Annotated in this window: 18 protein-coding genes and 4 tRNA genes; 18 read left to right on the top strand and 4 right to left on the bottom strand. The window is 70.7% G+C overall.

The window, feature by feature from the left end; all coding sequences use genetic code 11:
* Positions 1-46: 46 nt before the first annotated feature.
* Positions 47-535 carry a YajQ family cyclic di-GMP-binding protein gene (locus tag ACZ6R9_RS01260; protein WP_380484478.1) on the bottom strand — a complete coding sequence of 163 codons (489 nt, stop codon included), beginning with the start codon at positions 533-535 and terminating at the stop codon, positions 47-49.
* 215 nt (positions 536-750) lie between these two features.
* Here ACZ6R9_RS01260 and ACZ6R9_RS01255 point away from each other — a divergent pair.
* Positions 751-831 (top strand) — tRNA-Tyr (locus ACZ6R9_RS01255).
* 73 nt (positions 832-904) lie between these two features.
* On the opposite strand, the gene ACZ6R9_RS01250 is transcribed toward ACZ6R9_RS01255, so the two are convergent.
* Positions 905-2,158: an amidohydrolase family protein gene (locus tag ACZ6R9_RS01250; protein WP_465535712.1), complete on the bottom strand. Its 1,254-nt coding sequence runs from the start codon at positions 2,156-2,158 to the stop codon at positions 905-907.
* Between the two features lie 306 nt (positions 2,159-2,464).
* Here ACZ6R9_RS01250 and ACZ6R9_RS01245 point away from each other — a divergent pair.
* The 8 genes from ACZ6R9_RS01245 (at position 2,465) to ACZ6R9_RS01210 (ending at position 7,124) form a co-directional block, all read left to right on the top strand.
* Positions 2,465-2,537: transfer RNA gene (locus ACZ6R9_RS01245), tRNA-Thr, on the top strand.
* Between the two features lie 42 nt (positions 2,538-2,579).
* Positions 2,580-2,652 (top strand) — tRNA-Met (locus tag ACZ6R9_RS01240).
* Positions 2,653-2,735: 83 nt separating this feature from the next.
* Positions 2,736-2,900, top strand: a complete 165-nt coding sequence (gene rpmG, locus ACZ6R9_RS01235) for a 50S ribosomal protein L33 (protein WP_006604855.1) — start codon at positions 2,736-2,738, stop codon at positions 2,898-2,900.
* A 93-nt stretch (positions 2,901-2,993) separates the two neighbouring features.
* Positions 2,994-3,455 carry a MaoC family dehydratase N-terminal domain-containing protein gene (locus ACZ6R9_RS01230; protein ID WP_100587149.1) on the top strand — a complete coding sequence of 154 codons (462 nt, stop codon included), beginning with the start codon at positions 2,994-2,996 and terminating at the stop codon, positions 3,453-3,455.
* On the top strand, positions 3,452-3,880 hold the full coding sequence (locus tag ACZ6R9_RS01225) for a MaoC family dehydratase (RefSeq protein WP_465535710.1): 429 nt from the start codon (positions 3,452-3,454) through the stop codon (positions 3,878-3,880). The genes ACZ6R9_RS01230 and ACZ6R9_RS01225 overlap by 4 nt, the downstream gene beginning before the upstream one ends.
* 78 nt (positions 3,881-3,958) lie before the next feature.
* Entirely contained in the window at positions 3,959-4,531 is a 573-nt protein-coding gene (locus ACZ6R9_RS01220) for a TetR/AcrR family transcriptional regulator (protein WP_465535708.1), read from the top strand.
* Positions 4,532-4,616: 85 nt separating this feature from the next.
* Positions 4,617-6,050, top strand: a complete 1,434-nt coding sequence (locus tag ACZ6R9_RS01215; RefSeq protein ID WP_465535706.1) for an MFS transporter — start codon at positions 4,617-4,619, stop codon at positions 6,048-6,050.
* 33 nt (positions 6,051-6,083) lie between these two features.
* Entirely contained in the window at positions 6,084-7,124 is a 1,041-nt protein-coding gene (locus ACZ6R9_RS01210; RefSeq protein ID WP_465535704.1) for a UDP-N-acetylmuramate dehydrogenase, read from the top strand.
* 23 nt (positions 7,125-7,147) lie between these two features.
* On the opposite strand, the gene ACZ6R9_RS01205 is transcribed toward ACZ6R9_RS01210, so the two are convergent.
* Positions 7,148-8,203, bottom strand: coding sequence for an adenosine deaminase (locus ACZ6R9_RS01205; protein ID WP_380486809.1), 1,056 nt, complete (start codon positions 8,201-8,203; stop codon positions 7,148-7,150).
* A gap of 96 nt (positions 8,204-8,299) precedes the next feature.
* Positions 8,300-9,538 carry a pyridoxal phosphate-dependent aminotransferase gene (locus ACZ6R9_RS01200; protein WP_380486807.1) on the bottom strand — a complete coding sequence of 413 codons (1,239 nt, stop codon included), beginning with the start codon at positions 9,536-9,538 and terminating at the stop codon, positions 8,300-8,302.
* Between the two features lie 281 nt (positions 9,539-9,819).
* On the opposite strand from ACZ6R9_RS01200, the gene ACZ6R9_RS01195 reads away from it, so the two are divergent.
* From ACZ6R9_RS01195 to rplL, 9 genes are all read left to right on the top strand, one after another.
* Positions 9,820-9,892: transfer RNA gene (locus ACZ6R9_RS01195), tRNA-Trp, on the top strand.
* Between the two features lie 142 nt (positions 9,893-10,034).
* Complete coding sequence (secE, locus tag ACZ6R9_RS01190; protein WP_380486805.1) at positions 10,035-10,394, top strand: preprotein translocase subunit SecE; 360 nt, start codon at positions 10,035-10,037, stop codon at positions 10,392-10,394.
* Between the two features lie 175 nt (positions 10,395-10,569).
* Positions 10,570-11,451 (top strand): transcription termination/antitermination protein NusG, encoded by an 882-nt coding sequence (nusG, locus tag ACZ6R9_RS01185; RefSeq protein WP_380486803.1) that lies wholly within the window; start codon positions 10,570-10,572, stop codon positions 11,449-11,451.
* A 166-nt stretch (positions 11,452-11,617) separates the two neighbouring features.
* Positions 11,618-12,052, top strand: coding sequence for a 50S ribosomal protein L11 (rplK, locus tag ACZ6R9_RS01180; protein WP_030457453.1), 435 nt, complete (start codon positions 11,618-11,620; stop codon positions 12,050-12,052).
* 77 nt (positions 12,053-12,129) lie between these two features.
* Positions 12,130-12,852 carry a 50S ribosomal protein L1 gene (gene rplA / locus ACZ6R9_RS01175; RefSeq protein WP_380486802.1) on the top strand — a complete coding sequence of 241 codons (723 nt, stop codon included), beginning with the start codon at positions 12,130-12,132 and terminating at the stop codon, positions 12,850-12,852.
* A 155-nt stretch (positions 12,853-13,007) separates the two neighbouring features.
* Positions 13,008-13,871 carry an SCO4651 family lipoprotein gene (locus tag ACZ6R9_RS01170; RefSeq protein ID WP_465535699.1) on the top strand — a complete coding sequence of 288 codons (864 nt, stop codon included), beginning with the start codon at positions 13,008-13,010 and terminating at the stop codon, positions 13,869-13,871.
* Between the two features lie 92 nt (positions 13,872-13,963).
* A complete protein-coding gene (locus tag ACZ6R9_RS01165; protein WP_465535697.1) occupies positions 13,964-14,767 on the top strand; it encodes an SCO4651 family lipoprotein in 804 nt (267 codons plus the stop codon).
* Positions 14,768-15,078: 311 nt separating this feature from the next.
* A complete protein-coding gene (rplJ, locus tag ACZ6R9_RS01160) occupies positions 15,079-15,633 on the top strand; it encodes a 50S ribosomal protein L10 (RefSeq protein ID WP_099899965.1) in 555 nt (184 codons plus the stop codon).
* A gap of 84 nt (positions 15,634-15,717) precedes the next feature.
* Positions 15,718-16,101, top strand: a complete 384-nt coding sequence (gene rplL / locus ACZ6R9_RS01155) for a 50S ribosomal protein L7/L12 (protein WP_380486796.1) — start codon at positions 15,718-15,720, stop codon at positions 16,099-16,101.
* Positions 16,102-16,141: the final 40 nt, after the last annotated feature.

The following is a 16,141-nucleotide window of genomic DNA, read 5'->3' as shown; positions in this document are numbered from 1 at the left end:
CCTCCCGGGCCGAAAAGCTAGCGTTTCCGCAGGTCGGCGGAGTTTTCTAGCGGTAGTTGACGAACTGCAGCGCGAAGTCCAGGTCCTTGCCCTTCAGCAGGGCCTGCACCGACTGCAGGTCGTCGCGCGACTTCGAGCTGACCCGCAGCTCGTCGCCCTGGACCTGGGCCTTGACGCCCTTGGGGCCCTCGTCGCGGATGATCTTCGCCACCTTCTTGGCATCCTCGGTGGTGATGCCCTCCTTGATGTTGGCGAAGATCTTGTACTCCTTGCCGGACAGGTGCGGCTCCGCGGCGTCCAGCGCCTTCAGCGACAGTCCGCGCTTCACGAACTTGGTCTGCAGCACGTCCAGGATCGCCCGGACCCGCTCCTCGCCGTTGGCCTTCATCTCGATCTTCTCGCCGGACCGGCTGATCTCGGCGCCCACGTTCTTGAAGTCGAAGCGGGTGGCGATCTCGCGGGAGGTCTGGTTGATCGCGTTGTCGACCTCCTGCCACTCGACCTTCGAGACGATGTCGAAACTGGAGTCGGCCATGGGTGTTGGTCTCCTTGAACTACTGGCTGCACGGTCTGCGCCACCCGCCACCGGCGGGCGACGCCCCAGCCTATCCAGCCCCCCGCGCGCCCGCCCGCAACAGCTCGCCTCCCGACCTTGATCATCATGTGACGAAACGAGTGGCAGACCACCCCCCAACATCGGGTATCGTTTACGACGTCGAACGGGGCAGCGCCCCGCGAGACACCATCCCTGGCGGGTTGCCCGAGCGGCCAAAGGGAGCAGACTGTAAATCTGTCGCGCAAGCTACGCAGGTTCGAACCCTGCACCCGCCACTGGATAGTGAAACAGCCCCCGAGCTGCGGAAACGCAGACCGGGGGCTGTTTTGTTGCCCGGATCGGGAGGGCCTAACCCGGGTGGCTCTGGCGGGGCAGGGCCAGGGCCACGGTGTCGGCGAACTCGCGGACGGCGCTGGTGCGGGAGACCACCCGCCCGCAGTGGACGACCAGGCGGGAGTGGCCGCCGGCGAAGGCGCCGACCAGGCTGTCGCCGCGGACGGCGAGGAGTTCGGCGGGGAAGCCGGCGTCGACCCGGACGGGGGGCAGGCCGAGGGTGGCGCGGGCCTGGGTGGAGACGGCGTCGTACGCGGCTTCGGGGGAGAGCGCGCCGCCGGCGGCGAGGAGTCGGGCGGTTTCGAGCGGGTCGGCCCGGCCGACCGGGTTGGCGGTGTCTCGCAGGCTGCCCGAGCCGGCCGTGAGGGCGACCCGGGCGTGTGCCAACTCGCGTACCAGGGAGGGGTGCAGGCCGGTGGGTGGGCTTTCGAGGCCGGTGCAGCCGCCGTTCTGCGGGAGGCAGGCGACGCGCATCCCGGAGTTGGCGAGCACGGTGGAGCCGCCGGGCGGCAGTGCGCTGCACGGGCCGAGGGTGACCCGCGGCCGGTGTGGGGCCAGCGCGGCGACCAGTCGGGCGAGCTGGGTCCGGTCGGCGGCGTCGGTGTGCAGGTCGACGGGGCAGTCGGCCTCGGTGGCGGCGGACAGCAGGACCTGGACGTAGCCGATCGGGTCGGGGTCGAGGTCGGGGCAGCCGCCGGCCGCGTCCGCGCCGAGTTTGAGCGCCTCGCGCAGTTGGGCCCGGCCGTCCGCGCCGGCCAGGCCGGTGAGCAGCCGGGGCATGGCGACGGCCTGGAGTTCGGCGAGTCCGCGCAGGGACTGCCGGGCGGTCAGGACGGCCTCCAGCCGCCCGAGCCCGTGCACGTCGCCGATCCGGACGTGGGTGCGCTGGGCGGTGGCCCCGTAGCCGAGCGAGGTGAGTGCGGCTTCGGTGACCCGGCGGACCAGGTCGGTGGGCCCGTCCGGGGGAGGGGTGGGCAGGGCGGCGGAGAACGCGTTGTCGTAGTGGCTGTGCGGTTCGGCGGGGGCGGGCAGCAGCAGGTAGCCGGAGAGGTCGATGCGGGCGCCGGTGGTGACGGTGGGCCGACCGGGCATCGCGGGCAGCGGTCCGAGGCTGCCGACGGTGCCGACGGCCTGGATCCGGTCCCCGCTGATCCGGACGTCCACCACCCGGCCGTCGATCAGCCGGGCCCCGGTGAGCAGCAGTACCGGCCCGTGTCCGAGCGGGTTGGCGGCCGGTGGCGGCTGGGCGCCCTCGCTGCGTTCGCTCATCGGCCCGTTCCTCCAGTCCCGTTGACCGCCCGGCGGCCCGGGGGCCCGGTTGCGGGGCCGGTCTGCGGCGCACCCGCGAGAGGTCACTGACGGTCGAGCCTAGGCCGCGCCCGGCCGGGACGCTCGGATGCGGGCCGCCGCCCGTGTCGTGGGAGGGGGCGGTCGCGGAGGGCCGGTTCCGGTTGCGTGGGTGGTCGAACGGGTGTCGGGTGACGGGCCGTCAGTGCGGCCCCTTCGACCTGCGGAGATCGGGCGCGGATACGGATTTCACCTCTGGCCCGGAACCGTGTAATCTCTTCCTCGTTCGCCCCTATAGCTCAGTCGGTAGAGCGTCTCCATGGTAAGGAGAAGGTCTGCGGTTCGATTCCGCATGGGGGCTCTGGTGAGAGGCTCCTCGCTTCGGTGGGGTTCCGTTCATCAAAGCGGTGTAGCTCAGTTGGTAGAGCAAGCGGCTCATAATCGCTGTGTCACCGGTTCAAGTCCGGTCACCGCTACCCCGCGTAGTCGATCGGGGGTACAACTCCCGATCGGCTACTCTTGTCTGTGTTCTTATTCGTTGTCCCAGGAAGGCACTCCCGTGGCTGCCACCGACGTCCGCCCGAAGATCACGCTGGCCTGCGTGGAGTGCAAGGAGCGGAACTACATCACCAAGAAGAACCGGCGCAACGACCCGGACCGTCTTGAGATGAAGAAGCACTGCCCGCGTTGCAACTCGCACACGGCGCACCGCGAGACCCGCTGACTTTGCCTCGACTCCAGGCCGCACCCCACTACGGGGCGCGGCCTGGAGTCATTTCTGCATCACGGACCTGACGGACCACCGGAGGAGTTGCCCATGCCGCTCGACCCCTCGTTCATCGGGCGGACCTACCCGCCCACCGCGCCGTACGAGGTCGGCCGGGAGAAGATCCGCGAGTTCGCCGCCGCGATCGGCGACGCGAACCCGGCGTACACCGACGCCGAGGCGGCCAAGTCGCTCGGCCACCCGGACGTGATCGCTCCGCCGACCTTCCCGTTCATGCTGTCCTTCCAGGCGGCGGCGCAGGTGGTGAACGACCCGGAGCTGGGCCTGGACTACAGCCGGGTGGTGCACGGCGACCAGAAGTTCGTCTACTCCCGCCCGGCCCGGGCCGGTGACCGGCTCTCGGTGACGATCTCCATCGACGCGATCAAGTCGCTGGCCGGCAACGACGTGCTGACGGTCCGCGGTGAGGTGCACGACGCCAGTGGCGAGCACGTGGTGACGTCGATCATGACGCTGGTGGCCCGCGCCGCCGACGAAGCCGGGGAGGAGTGACCGTGGCGGTCCGCTTTGACGAGGTTCAGGTCGGCACCGAGCTGCCGGCCCAGTCGTTCCCGGTGACCCGGGCCACGCTGGTGCAGTACGCGGGGGCGTCGGGGGACTTCAACCCGATCCACTGGAACGAGAAGTTCGCCCACGAGGTCGGCCTGCCCGACGTGATCGCGCACGGCATGTTCACCATGGCTGAGGCCGCCCGGGTGGTCACCGACTGGGTCGGCGACCCGGCCGCGGTGGTCGAGTACGGCGTCCGCTTCACCAAGCCGGTGATCGTCCCGAACGACGGCGTGGGCGCGGTCATCGAGGTCACCGGCAAGGTCGCCGTGCTGCTGGACGACAACCGGGTGCGGGTGGACCTGGTGGCGACCAGCGAAGGCCAGAAGGTCCTGGGCATGGCCCGGGCCGTGGTCCGGCTGGGCTGAGGCCGACCCCCCGGGTGCTGGGCGCCCGGGGGCCGCGGGCACTTGCCGAAGTTATTGGTCACTCACTAATCTGAGGCCATGGCCAAGAACAGCATCAGGATGTCCGCCGAGGAGCGGCGCGAGAGCGTCGTGCGGGCGGCCATGGTGGAGTTCGCCCGGGGTGGCTACCGGGGCACCTCCACCGAGGCGATCGCCCGCCGGGTGGGCGTCTCGCAGCCGTACCTGTTCCGGCTCTTCCCCAACAAGCAGGCGATCTTCGAGGCCGCCTGCGAGTACTGCGTCGAGGAGACCTGGCGGGTCTTCGACCGCGCGTCGGAGGGACTGACGGGGGAGGCGGCGCAGGACGCGATGTCGCGTGCGTACATGCGCCTGGTCGAGGACCGCGAGCAGCTCATGATGCAGATGCAGATGTACGTCTCGGTGTTCGCGGCGGAGTCGGCCGGCGAGGAGCAGGTCGGCGACACGGCCCGGGCGGCGTGGCTGCGACTGTTCGAGCGGATCCGCGAGCGGCTCGGCGGCGACCAGAAGGAGGCCACCCGGTTCATGGCCTACGGCATGCTGATCAACACCCTGGTCGGACTGGGGTATCCGATGGACCACCGGATCTGGTCCGGGTTCGAGGACTGCAGCGAGAAGACCGAGGACCGCTGAGGCGCGCTCCGCCCGGGTGGCGGCGCGCCCTTTTTTCGGCCCACGAAAGTTATTGATCAATCACAACCTTTGGGGGAAATCCATCGTGAACAGGCAAGCCGTCTGGACCTTGGTGGTCGTCAGCGCCGCCAGTTTCATGGCCGGACTCGACAACCTGGTGGTCACCACCGCCCTGCCCGCCATCCGCGCCGACCTGGGCGGCGGCCTCGCCGACCTGGAATGGACGGTCAGCGCCTACACCCTGACCTTCGCCGTCCTGCTGATGCTCGGCGCCGCACTCGGCGACCGGTTCGGCCGCCGCCGGATGTTCGTGATCGGGCTGGCCGTCTTCACCCTCGGCTCGGCCGGCGCCGCGCTCGCCCCGACCATCGGCACCCTGATCGCCGCCCGCGCCGTCCAGGGCGCCGGCGCGGCGGTGGCCATGCCGCTCACCCTCACCCTGCTGGCCGCCGCGGTGCCCGCCGCCAAGCGCGGCGCGGCACTCGGCATCTGGTCCGCCGTCAGCGGGCTCGCCGTCTCCGTCGGGCCGCTGATCGGCGGCAGCCTCACCGAGCACTTCTCCTGGCAGTGGATCTTCTGGGTGAACGTCCCCGTCGGCCTGGCCCTGCTGCCGATCGCCCGCGCCAAGCTGGCCGAGAGCCACGGCGAGAACCCCCGGCTGGACGTCCCCGGCACCGTGCTGGTCAGCGCCGGCCTGTTCGGCATCGTCCTCGGCCTGGTCCGCGGCAACCCCGACGGCTGGACCGACCCGCTCGTCCTCACCTCGCTGATCGCCGGCGCCCTGCTGCTGCTCGCCTTCGTCGGGTACGAACTGCGCTGGGCGCAGCGGCCGATGCTGCCGATGCGACTGTTCCGCGGCCGGGCGTTCAGCGCCGTGAACGCGGCGAGCCTGCTGATGTACCTCGGCATGTTCGGCTCGATCTTCCTTATCAGCCAGTACTTCCAGGGCGTCGGCGGCTACACCCCCGAACAGGCCGGCCTGCGGATGCTCCCGTGGACCGGGATGCCGCTGCTGATCTCCCCGCTCGCCGGACTGCTCATCGACCGGATCGGCGCCCGTCCGCTGGTCGTCACCGGCCTCGCCCTGCAGGCCCTCGGCCTGGCCGGGTACGCGCTGCTGATCGACCACTCCGCCGGGTACGGGCAGCAGGTCCCGGTCCTGGTGGTCTGCGGCATCGGCATGTCGCTGTACTTCGCGCCCACCGCCAGCCTGGTGATGGCGAGCGTCCGTCCCGCCGAGCAGGGCATCGCCTCCGGCGCCAACAACGCGATGCGCGAGGTCGGCGGGGCGCTCGGGGTGGCCGTGCTGTCCGCCGTGTTCTCCGCGCGGGGCGGCTACGGCAGTGCCGCCGCCTTCACCGACGGAGTCGTCCCCGCGCTGCTGGTCGGCGCCGCCGTGGTCGCCGCCGGATCGGTGGCCGCGGCCTTCGTCCCGCGCCGGCCCGGCCTGCGGGCCGCCGCCGAGGCCGCAGCCGACCACCGCTCGCCGCTGGCCGCCGCCCCCGCAGGCCGGTCCTGACCCCCTCGCACGGCGGGCGGTTACGCTGGGGCGGTGATTGAGCAGATGGACGCACCGCTGGCCCCGCTGACGACGCTGCGCCTCGGCGGCCCCGCCCGCCGGCTGGTGACGGCCGGGACGGACGCCGAGGTGGTCGCCGCGGTCCGCGCGGCCGACCGGGCGGGGGAGCCGCTGCTGGTGATCGGCGGCGGCTCCAACCTGGTGATCTCCGACGCCGGCTTCCCCGGCACCGTCCTGCGGATCGCCACCACCGGCTTCACGCTGGACGGCACGCTGCTGGAACTCGCGGCCGGCGAGGTCTGGTCGGACGCGGTGGCCCGCACCGTCGACGCGGGCCTGGCCGGCATCGAGTTCCTGGCCGGCATCCCGGGCTCCGCGGGCGCGACCCCGGTGCAGAACGTCGGCGCGTACGGCCAGGAGGTCGCCGAGACCATCACCGAGGTGGTCGCCTACGACCGCCTGCTCGACGAGACGGTGAGGCTGGCGGGCGCCGACTGCGGCTTCTCCTACCGGCACAGCCGGTTCAAGGCCGACCCGGACCGGTACGTGGTGCTGCGGGTCCGCTTCCGGCTCGCCGACGAGGGCGGGCTGTCCTCCCCGGTGAAATACGCGGAGGTGGCCCGCTCGCTCGGCGTCGAGGCGAACCAGCGGGTGAAGCTCGCCGAGGCGCACGCCGAGGTGCTGCGACTGCGCGCCGGCAAGGGCATGGTGCTCGACTCCGCCGACCACGACACCTGGTCGGCGGGTTCCTTCTTCACCAACCCGATCCTGACGGACGCGCAATTCGCCGACTTCACCGCCCGGTTGGGCGAGCTGCGGGCCCCCAGCTACCCGGCCGGCGAGGGCCGCACCAAGACCTCGGCGGCCTGGCTGATCGACAACGCGGGCTTCCGCAAGGGCCACGGCACCGGCCCCGCCACCCTCTCCACCAAGCACACCCTGGCCCTCACCAACCGCGGCTCGGCCACCACCGAGGACCTGCTCGCGCTGGCCCGCGAGGTGCGGGACGGCGTGCGGGCGGCCTTCGGGGTGGACCTGGTCAACGAGCCGGTGATGGTCGGCGTCAGCCTTTAGGGTCTGTCCTGCCGGGGCAGACCCTAGAGCGAAACCGGAACCGGCTCGGCGAGGGCGGGTTCCTCGACCAGCCAGGCGTCGATGTCCGCCAGCAGTTCCTTGGCGATGTGCTCGGGCGCCCGCGAGGACCGGATCGACTGCCGGGCCAGCTCGGCCAGTTCGGCGTCGGTGAACTCGTGCGACTCGCGGGCCAGGGCGTACTGGTCGGCCAGCCGGGAGCCGAACAGCAGCGGGTCGTCGGCGCCCAGCGCCAGCGGCACCCCGGCCTCGAACAGGGTGCGCAGCGGGACGTCCTCGGGCCGCTCGTAGACGCCGAGCGCGACGTTCGAGGCCGGGCAGACCTCGCAGGTGATCTGCCGGTCGGCGAGCCGCTGCAGCAGCCGCGGGTCCTCGGCGGCCCGCACGCCGTGGCCGATCCGCCCGGCGCCCAGGTCGTCCAGGCAGTCCCGGACCGAGCCCGGCCCGGCCAGCTCCCCGCCGTGCGGCGCGGCCAGCAGCCCGCCGCTCCGGGCGATCGCGAACGCCCGGTCGAAGTCCCGTGCCAGGCCCCGCCGTTCGTCGTTCGACAGGCCGAAGCCGATGACGCCCTGGTCGGCGTGGCGGACGGCGAGGCGGGCCAGCGTGCGGGCGTCCATCGGCGATTTCATCCGGTTCGCCGCGACCAGCACCCGGATGCCCACCCCGGTGGCCTCGGAGGCCTCCCGGACGGCGTCCAGGATCAGCTCCAGGGTGGGGGTGAGCCCGCCCAGCAGCGGCGCGTACGAGGTCGGGTCGACCTGGATCTCCAACCAGCGGGAGCCGTCGGCGCGCTCGTCCTCGGCGGTCTCCCGGACCAGCCGGCGGATGTCGGACTCGTCGCGCAGGCAGGAGCGCGCGGTGTCGTACAGGCGCTGGAACCGGAACCAGCCGCGTTCGTCGGTCGCCCGCAGTTTCGGCGGATGGCCCGAACTGAGCGCCTCGGGCAGCCGGATGCGGTGCTTGTCGGCGAGTTCGAGCAGCGTCGTGGGGCGCATCGAACCGGTGAAGTGCAGGTGGAGATGGGCCTTCGGGAGGCTCCGGACATCACGCAGGCGATCCATTCACCGATCCTGCCGCATAACCCGCCGAAACAGGAACCGCCCCCCGCACGTCGCCCGAAGGGGTGAGTGCGAGGGGCGGCAGCGGCCCGGGTGAAATCAGGCGCGGGCCTCGGCCAGCAGCTTCTGCATCCGGCTGACACCCTCGACCAGGTCGGCGTCGCCCAGCGCGTAGGACAGCCGCAGGTAGCCCGGGGTGCCGAAGGCCTCGCCGGGGACGACCGCGACCTCGGCCTCCTCCAGGATCAGCGTGGCCAGCTCGGCGGAGGTCTGCGGGCGCTTGCCGCGGATCTCCTTGCCCAGCAGCGACTTGACCGACGGGTAGGCGTAGAACGCGCCCTCGGGCTCGGGGCAGTACACGCCCTCGATCTCGTTCAGCATCGCCACGATGGTGCGGCGGCGGCGGTCGAAGGCGGTCTTCATCTCGTCCACCGCGGACAGGTCGCCGGCCACGGCCGCCAGCGCGGCGCGCTGCGCCACGTTGGAGACGTTGGAGGTGGCGTGCGACTGCAGGTTGGTGGCGGCGGCCACCACGTCCTTCGGGGCGATCAGCCAGCCCACCCGCCAGCCGGTCATCGCGTAGGTCTTCGCCACACCGTTGACCACGATGCACTTGTCGGCCAGCTCGGGCAGCAGGGCCGGCAGCGAGGTGAACTTCGCGTCGCCGTACACCAGGTGCTCGTAGATCTCGTCGGTGAGCACCCACAGGCCGTGCTCCAGCGCCCAGCGGCCGATCGCTTCGGCCTCCGCCTCGGTGTACACCGCGCCGGTCGGGTTGGACGGCGAGACGAACAGCACCACCTTGGTGTTCGCGGTGCGGGCGGCCTCCAGCTGCGCCACCGAGACCTTGTAGCCGGTGGTCTCGTCCGCGACCACCTCGACCGGGGTGCCGCCGGCCAGCTTCACGGCCTCCGGGTAGGTGGTCCAGTACGGGGCCGGGATGATCACCTCGTCGCCCGGGTCGAGGATCGCGGCGAAGGCGTTGTAGATCGCCTGCTTGCCGCCGTTGGTCACCAGCACCTGCGAGGCGTCCACCTGGTAGCCGGAGTCGCGCAGCGTCTTGGCGGCGATCGCGGCCTTCAGCTCCGGCAGGCCGGCGGCCGGGGTGTAGCGGTGGTTGGCCGGGTCCTGGCAGGCAGCGACGGCCGCGTCCACGATGTAGCCGGGGGTCGGGAAGTCGGGCTCGCCGGCGCCGAAGCCGATCACCGGACGGCCGGCCGCCTTGAGGGCCTTGGCCTTGGCATCGACCGCGAGGGTGGCCGACTCGGCGATGGCGCCGACCCGGGCGGAGACCCGGCGGTTCGCGGGGGAGACGTTCTCGGGGGTGGGTGCGCTCATGTCTTGCATGGTCCCAGACCGCACGGGCGCCGGGCATCGCGGTTCCACCATGCGTACCGGCGCGTTCCAACATCCGTACGCTGCCGCCGATCGGGTGACGCCGCGAGGCCGGCCGGGTGACCCCGCCGCGCGGATTGCGGTGAATGAGGTTCGACCAATCGGCGAAGAACCCGTACACTCACTGCTCGACGGCTCCCAAGTGCGGATCCTTCGGCCGGGTACACCACACGGCCGGGTGGATACGGTAGGTTGGGGGCCACGACGGAGCCGCAGGGTTCCGAAGGGCACTAGCTCAATTGGTAGAGCACCGGTCTCCAAAACCGGCGGTTGGGGGTTCGAGTCCCTCGTGCCCTGCAGCTCGACTCGTGCCAAGCCCGTTCGCTCCGAGGAGCGAGCGGGCTTGATGCGGAGAAGGCCCCGCCCAGCACTGCTTTCGCCGGATCGCCCGTGCACCAGGCACGGAAGCTCCGCAGGACCCGGATTCAGGTGAGGACGAGTGACGGAGACCACGGGCTCCACCGCAACGCCTGAGAGCGGCAACCCCGAGGGGGCCGACGCGGCGGACGAGACCACCACGGACGGCAAGCTGTCGCGGCGCGACCGCCGGCGGGCCAACAAGGCCGGTGGTGGCGAGGGTGGCAAGAAGTCCGGCAAGCGGGCCAAGAAGGGCCTGTTCGCACGGATGGGCATCTTCTACCGCCAGATCATCGCCGAGCTGCGCAAGGTCGTCTGGCCCACCCGTAGCCAGCTGATCCAGTACACCACCGTCGTGGTGACCTTCGTGATCGTGCTGATGCTGCTGGTCGCCGGTCTCGACTGGGTCTTCGCCAAGGGAGCCTTCTGGCTCTTCGGCTGACCCGATCAGGCCGACCGAAACCGGGATCCCGCGGATTCCGCACCGACACACCACCCCGACCCGGGCCGAATCCCTCGGCCCGGGTCGAGCTGTCGGCGCGAACGGCCGCGGGCGACTACCGTTGAGTCGGTACTGTTGAGGTATCCGTTCCACAACCAGGAAAGAAGCAGCGACCGTGTCTGAGTCCCCCCTGTACGACGCCGACGAGACCGTCCGCGAGGCGGATGTCGCCGCCGAGCTGGACGCGGCCGAGGCTGCCGAAGCCGAGTCCGCTGCCGAGGCGACCGTTGAGGGTGCAGCCGGCGTGGACGGCGACGAGGACGAGGTCGAGGCCGCCGACGCCGAAGCGGGCGAGCCGGCCGAGGTCGAGGCCGTGCACGAGGTGGACGACGAGGCCGCCGCCGAGGAAGAGGCCGCCGACGAAGAGGCCCTCGTCGTCGAGGAGGTCGAGTCCGACCCCGTCGCCGAGTTCCGCGAGCAGCTGCGCCGCGCCCCGGGCGAGTGGTACGTCATCCACACCTACGCCGGCTACGAGAACCGGGTGAAGCAGAACCTGGAGCAGCGCTCCGTCTCGCTGAACGTCGAGGACTACATCTTCGAGTCCCAGGTTCCGCAGGAGGAGGTCGTCCAGATCAAGAACGGCGACCGCAAGACCATCCGGCAGAACAAGCTCCCCGGCTACGTGCTGGTGCGCATGGACCTCACCCCCGAGTCCTGGGGTGTCGTGCGCAACACCCCCGGTGTCACCGGCTTCGTCGGCAACGCCTACGACCCGTACCCGCTGACCCTGGACGAGGTCGTCAAGATGCTCGCCCCCGACGTGGAGCGCGCCGCCGCCAAGGAAGCCGGCAAGGCTTCGCCGGTGCGCCCGGTCGAGGTTCAGGTGCTGGACTTCGAGGTCGGCGACTCGGTCACCGTCACCGACGGTCCGTTCGCCACCCTGCAGGCGACCATCAACGAGATCAACCCCGACTCGAAGAAGGTCAAGGGCCTGGTGGAGATCTTCGGCCGGGAGACCCCGGTGGAGCTCTCCTTCGACCAGATCCAGAAGAACTGACCCACAGGTCACCGGTGCCGGGGCGGGGCGAGAGCCTCCGCCCCGGCACCGTTTTGGTCCAGCGCCGCATCAGCGGTTAGCCTGGTCCGATGTGTGTCCTGGCGGCCGGGTTTCGCCCCGGGGTCGGGCACATCAGCAATCACCTCTCGGAAGGACCCGGAGAGACATGCCTCCCAAGAAGAAGAAGGTCACGGGGCTTATCAAGCTCCAGATCAACGCCGGTGCGGCCAACCCGGCGCCGCCGGTCGGCCCCGCGCTGGGTCAGCACGGCGTCAACATCATGGAATTCTGCAAGGCGTACAACGCGGCCACCGAGTCGCAGCGCGGCATGATCGTGCCGGTGGAGATCACGGTCTACGACGACCGTTCCTTCACCTTCGTCACGAAGACCCCGCCGGCTGCGCGCCTCATCCTGAAGGCCGCGGGCATCGACAAGGGCTCCAAGGAGCCGCACAAGACCAAGGTCGCCAAGCTGACCTCGGCCCAGGTGCGCGAGATCGCCACCACCAAGATGCCCGACCTGAACGCCAACGACCTGGACGCCGCGGAGAAGATCATCGCCGGCACCGCCCGGTCGATGGGCATCACCGTCGAGGGCTGATCAGCCCGTACGTCCACCGTGGTAGGGCCGGCGCGGCCCGTGACTACCACGAACTCCATTAGTTACTAGGAGCAGCAGTGAAGCGCAGCAAGGCCCTCAAGGCCGCGGACGCCCAGGTCGACCGCACCCGGATCTACGCCCCGCTCGAGGCCGTCCGCCTCGCCAAGGCGACCTCCACCACCAAGTTCGACGGCACCGTCGAGGTTGCCATGCGCCTGGGTGTCGACCCGCGCAAGGCCGACCAGATGGTCCGCAGCACCGTCATCCTCCCGCACGGCACCGGTAAGACCGCCCGGGTCCTGGTCTTCGCGAACGGTGAGCGTGCCGAGGCCGCGCGTGCCGCGGGTGCCGACATCGTCGGCTCGGACGAGCTGATCGACGAGGTGGCCAAGGGTCGTCTGGACTTCGACGCCGTCGTCGCCACCCCGGACCTGATGGGCAAGGTCGGCCGCCTGGGCCGCGTGCTCGGTCCCCGTGGCCTGATGCCGAACCCGAAGACCGGCACCGTGACCCCGGACGTCGCCAAGGCCGTCAACGAGATCAAGGGCGGCAAGATCGAGTTCCGCGTCGACAAGCACTCGAACCTGCACCTGATCATCGGCAAGACCTCGTTCTCGGACGAGCAGCTGGTCGAGAACTACGCCGCGGCGCTGGACGAGGTCCTCCGGGCCAAGCCGTCCGCCGCCAAGGGCCGCTACATCAAGAAGATCGCCTTCGCCACCACCATGGGCCCCGGCATCCAGGTGGACCCGAACCGCACCCGTAACCTCCTCGTCGAGGAGGACCCGGCGGCGGTCTGACCCCAGGTCAGTTCCCCACGCGGTCAACTCACCGGGCCCGCACCCCTCATGGGGTGCGGGCCCGGTGCCGTTTTCGACTGCGCCGCGCGCCCGGAGGCCATCGGATAGAGTCCGATGGCCTTTTGACATGAGAATCGGATAAGAGGGGGACTCTCGTGCGCGCACTGCGTACCGTTGCCGTGGCCTGCCTGGCCGCAGGTCTGCTGACCGCCTGTGGCAGCTCCGGATCGGGCAGCAGCAGCACCGCCGACGCCAAGCCGGGTTCGACCGCCGCCTCCGGCGGCGCCTCGGCCAGCAAGGGCACGGACGGCGGCAGCGGCGGTGGCCAGGGTGGCGCGAAGCTCGGCGCCAAGGAGGCGCTGCTCGCCTCGGCCGCGGTGATGGAGAAGGCCGGCAGCGCCAAGCTGGCCGTCAGCGGTGAGACCGAGGGCACCGGCGAGTTCGTCTGGAAGACGCCGAAGACCTTCCTGCTCACCACCAAGACCGACGGCAAGGACAGCAAGATCCTCTTCGTCGGCGACGTGATGTACGTCGGGGTCAACGCCGAGATGGCCGAGCTGGCCGGCGGCAAGGCCTGGATGAAGATCGACCCGAAGGCCGCCGCCCAGGGCGCCCCCGGCGGCAGCGACGCCGGCGGCTTCGCCTCCACCATGGAGCTGATGAACCCGGCCGTGCAGCTGGCCGTCGCCGCGCCGACCGCGACCGAGGCCGGCGCCGAGACGGTGGCGGGCCAGAGCACCACGCACTACCGCAGCGAGGTCCCGGTGGACTCCCTGGTCGAGAAGATGCAACTGGCGCCGGAGCTGAAGACCCAGGTGCTGGCCGAGCTGAAGAAGAAGGGCTCGACGATCACCGAGGAGTTCTGGATCAACGCCAAGGGCGAGGTCGTCCAGCAGTCCAGCAACGGCCTGGAGACCGGCTCCGCCAAGATCGTCTTCAGCGCACTCGGCAGCGTCCAGCCGACCAAGGCCCCGGCCGACTCCGAGGTCTTCTCGCTGACCGATCTGCTGAAGCAGTGATCCCGGTCCCGTCCGGCCCGGGGTCGCTGCCGGGCCGGAGGGGACGCGTGACAAGGTGGGGGAGCGGAACGGACGGCCGGAAGGAGGGACCGATGGCGGCACGCGCGCGGACGACCGCGGCCCTGCTGGCGGGCGCCCTGCTGCTGGCCGCGGCGAGCGGCTGCAGCGGCTCCGGCCACGGCGACAGCTCCGCGCGGCCCGCCACCCCGTCCCAGACCAGCGCCCAGGCCACGCCCACCGACCGCTCCCCGCACGGGGTGCTGCTCTCCGCCCAGCTGGCGCTGCGCGAGGCCCGGCGCGGCGAGTTCCGGGCCACCCTGGGGGAGGAGCGGGCCAAGGGCGCGCTGTTCTGGGCACCGAAGACGGTGCTGCAGTACCGGGGCGACGGGGACGCCCGGCGGCTGATGGTGCTGGACACCTCCGCCTACGTGGGCGGCGACCCGCAGACCGCCGCCCGGCTCGGCGGCCCGCACTGGGAGAAGTACTCGGGTGGCACCCGCTGCCCCTACTCCGCTCTGATCGACCGGATCAGTCCGGTGGTCGCCACCACCGCCGCGGCCGCCGCCGACACTCCGGTGCTGCTCGGCGAGGAGAAGCTGCTGGACACCACCGTCCAGCACTACCGGGTCACCCTGACCGCCGCCCAGTACGCCGCCGCGCAGACCCAGCTGGACCAGGTCCGGCGCCAAGCCCTGGAGACCGCGCTCGGCCCCGGCGAGGTGGTGCTCGACCTGTGGCTCAACGACCACGACCAGCTGGTCCAGCTCCGCCGCGCCGCCGCCGAGGTGGACACCATCGGCTACAGCGAGTACGGCAGCTCCGCGATCTCGGTGCAGGGCCCCGCCGAGGCGGACATCGCTCCGGAGTCCGGCGCGAGCCCGCCGCTGTTCCCGTAGGCGGGCGCGCGAAACCGAAGCAATTTGCACATGTTTACTTCGCTTCGTTAAGCTGGCCGAGCCAAAGACCGCTGGTTGTTGCCGTTTGCCCGTGAGGGTGGTCGGTGCCGAAGGATCCGCCTCGTGCGGGTCGCCCGCGCAGGTTGTGGAGCAGATCAAGATCTCCGAGCCGTTCACGGTTCGTCGAGGTCGTGGCAAGCCCCGTGCGCCTGCGCGCCGGGGCTTTTTCGCTTCCCGGGGTCCGCGGCGTTGAATGGTCGACTTCTCGAAGGTCGGCCCGACTTCGACATCACGGAAGGAGGCGTAAGCCTATGGCCAGGCCCGACAAGGCTGCCGACGTCGCCGAGATCACGGACAAGTTCCGTGCTTCCAGCGCCGCCGTTCTGACCGAGTACCGCGGTCTCACGGTGAAGCAGCTGAAGACGCTGCGTCGCTCGCTCACCGGCAACGCCGATTACGCCGTGGTGAAGAACACGCTGACCAAGATCGCGGCCAACGAGGCCGGGATCTCCGAGCTGGACGACCTGTTCGCCGGTCCGACGGCTGTCGCCTTCGTCACCGGTGACCCGGTGGAGTCGGCGAAGGCTCTGCGTGACTTCGCCAAGGAGAACCCTGCTCTCATCATCAAGGGCGGTGTCCTTGACGGTAAGGCGCTGACCGCCGATGAGATCAAGAAGCTCGCGGACCTCGAGTCCCGCGAGGTGCTGCTCGCCAAGCTGGCGGGTGCGATGAAGGCCAAGCCGTCCCAGGCTGCCGCGGTCTTCCAGGCGCTCCCGTCCAAGCTCGTTCGCACCGTGGAAGCGCTGCGCGAGAAGGTCGAGCAGGGCGGTGCCGGTACTCCGGCTCCCGCCGAGGACGCGGAGTAACCACTCCCTGTCCCAGCGGGCCCGTAAGCACGCCCGCCAACCCGTACATCCGGCACCTGCCGAATTAGTGGAAGGACGCCAATCATGGCGAAGCTCAGCACCGAGGACCTGCTCGCGCAGTTCGAGGACATGACCCTGATCGAGCTCTCCGAGTTCGTCAAGGCCTTCGAGGACAAGTTCGACGTCACCGCCGCCGCCCCGGTCGCCGTTGCCGGCGTTGCCGCTCCGGGCGCTGCCGCTGAGGCTGTTGAGGAGCAGGACGAGTTCGACGTCATCCTCGACGGTGCCGGCGACAAGAAGATCCAGGTCATCAAGGAGGTGCGCGCCCTGACCTCCCTCGGCCTGAAGGAGGCCAAGGACCTCGTTGACACCGCTGGTGCCAAGGTCCTGGAGAAGGTTGCCAAGGACGTCGCCGAGAAGGCGAAGGCTCAGCTCGAGGGCGCTGGCGCCAAGGTCACCGTCAAGTGACTTTCTCCTCTCTCTGAGAGGTGCTCTTCCGGCCGGGCCG

The organism is Kitasatospora sp. NPDC048662 (assembly GCF_055587065.1).
This window is presented reverse-complemented; position numbering and strand designations above follow the sequence as displayed.

Excerpts from the sequence above, each read along its gene's own strand:
- ACZ6R9_RS01260 (WP_380484478.1), bottom strand. The coding sequence starts at position 535 with ATGGCCGACTCCAGTTTCGACATCGTCTCGAAGGTCGAGTGGCAGGAG.
- ACZ6R9_RS01250 (WP_465535712.1), bottom strand. The coding sequence starts at position 2,158 with ATGAGCGAACGCAGCGAGGGCGCCCAGCCGCCACCGGCCGCCAACCCG.
- ACZ6R9_RS01230 (WP_100587149.1), top strand. The coding sequence starts at position 2,994 with ATGCCGCTCGACCCCTCGTTCATCGGGCGGACCTACCCGCCCACCGCG.
- ACZ6R9_RS01220 (WP_465535708.1), top strand. The coding sequence starts at position 3,959 with ATGGCCAAGAACAGCATCAGGATGTCCGCCGAGGAGCGGCGCGAGAGC.
- ACZ6R9_RS01205 (WP_380486809.1), bottom strand. The coding sequence starts at position 8,203 with ATGGATCGCCTGCGTGATGTCCGGAGCCTCCCGAAGGCCCATCTCCAC.
- ACZ6R9_RS01200 (WP_380486807.1), bottom strand. The coding sequence starts at position 9,538 with ATGAGCGCACCCACCCCCGAGAACGTCTCCCCCGCGAACCGCCGGGTC.
- rplK (WP_030457453.1), top strand. The coding sequence starts at position 11,618 with ATGCCTCCCAAGAAGAAGAAGGTCACGGGGCTTATCAAGCTCCAGATC.
- ACZ6R9_RS01165 (WP_465535697.1), top strand. The coding sequence starts at position 13,964 with ATGGCGGCACGCGCGCGGACGACCGCGGCCCTGCTGGCGGGCGCCCTG.
- rplJ (WP_099899965.1), top strand. The coding sequence starts at position 15,079 with ATGGCCAGGCCCGACAAGGCTGCCGACGTCGCCGAGATCACGGACAAG.
- rplL (WP_380486796.1), top strand. The coding sequence starts at position 15,718 with ATGGCGAAGCTCAGCACCGAGGACCTGCTCGCGCAGTTCGAGGACATG.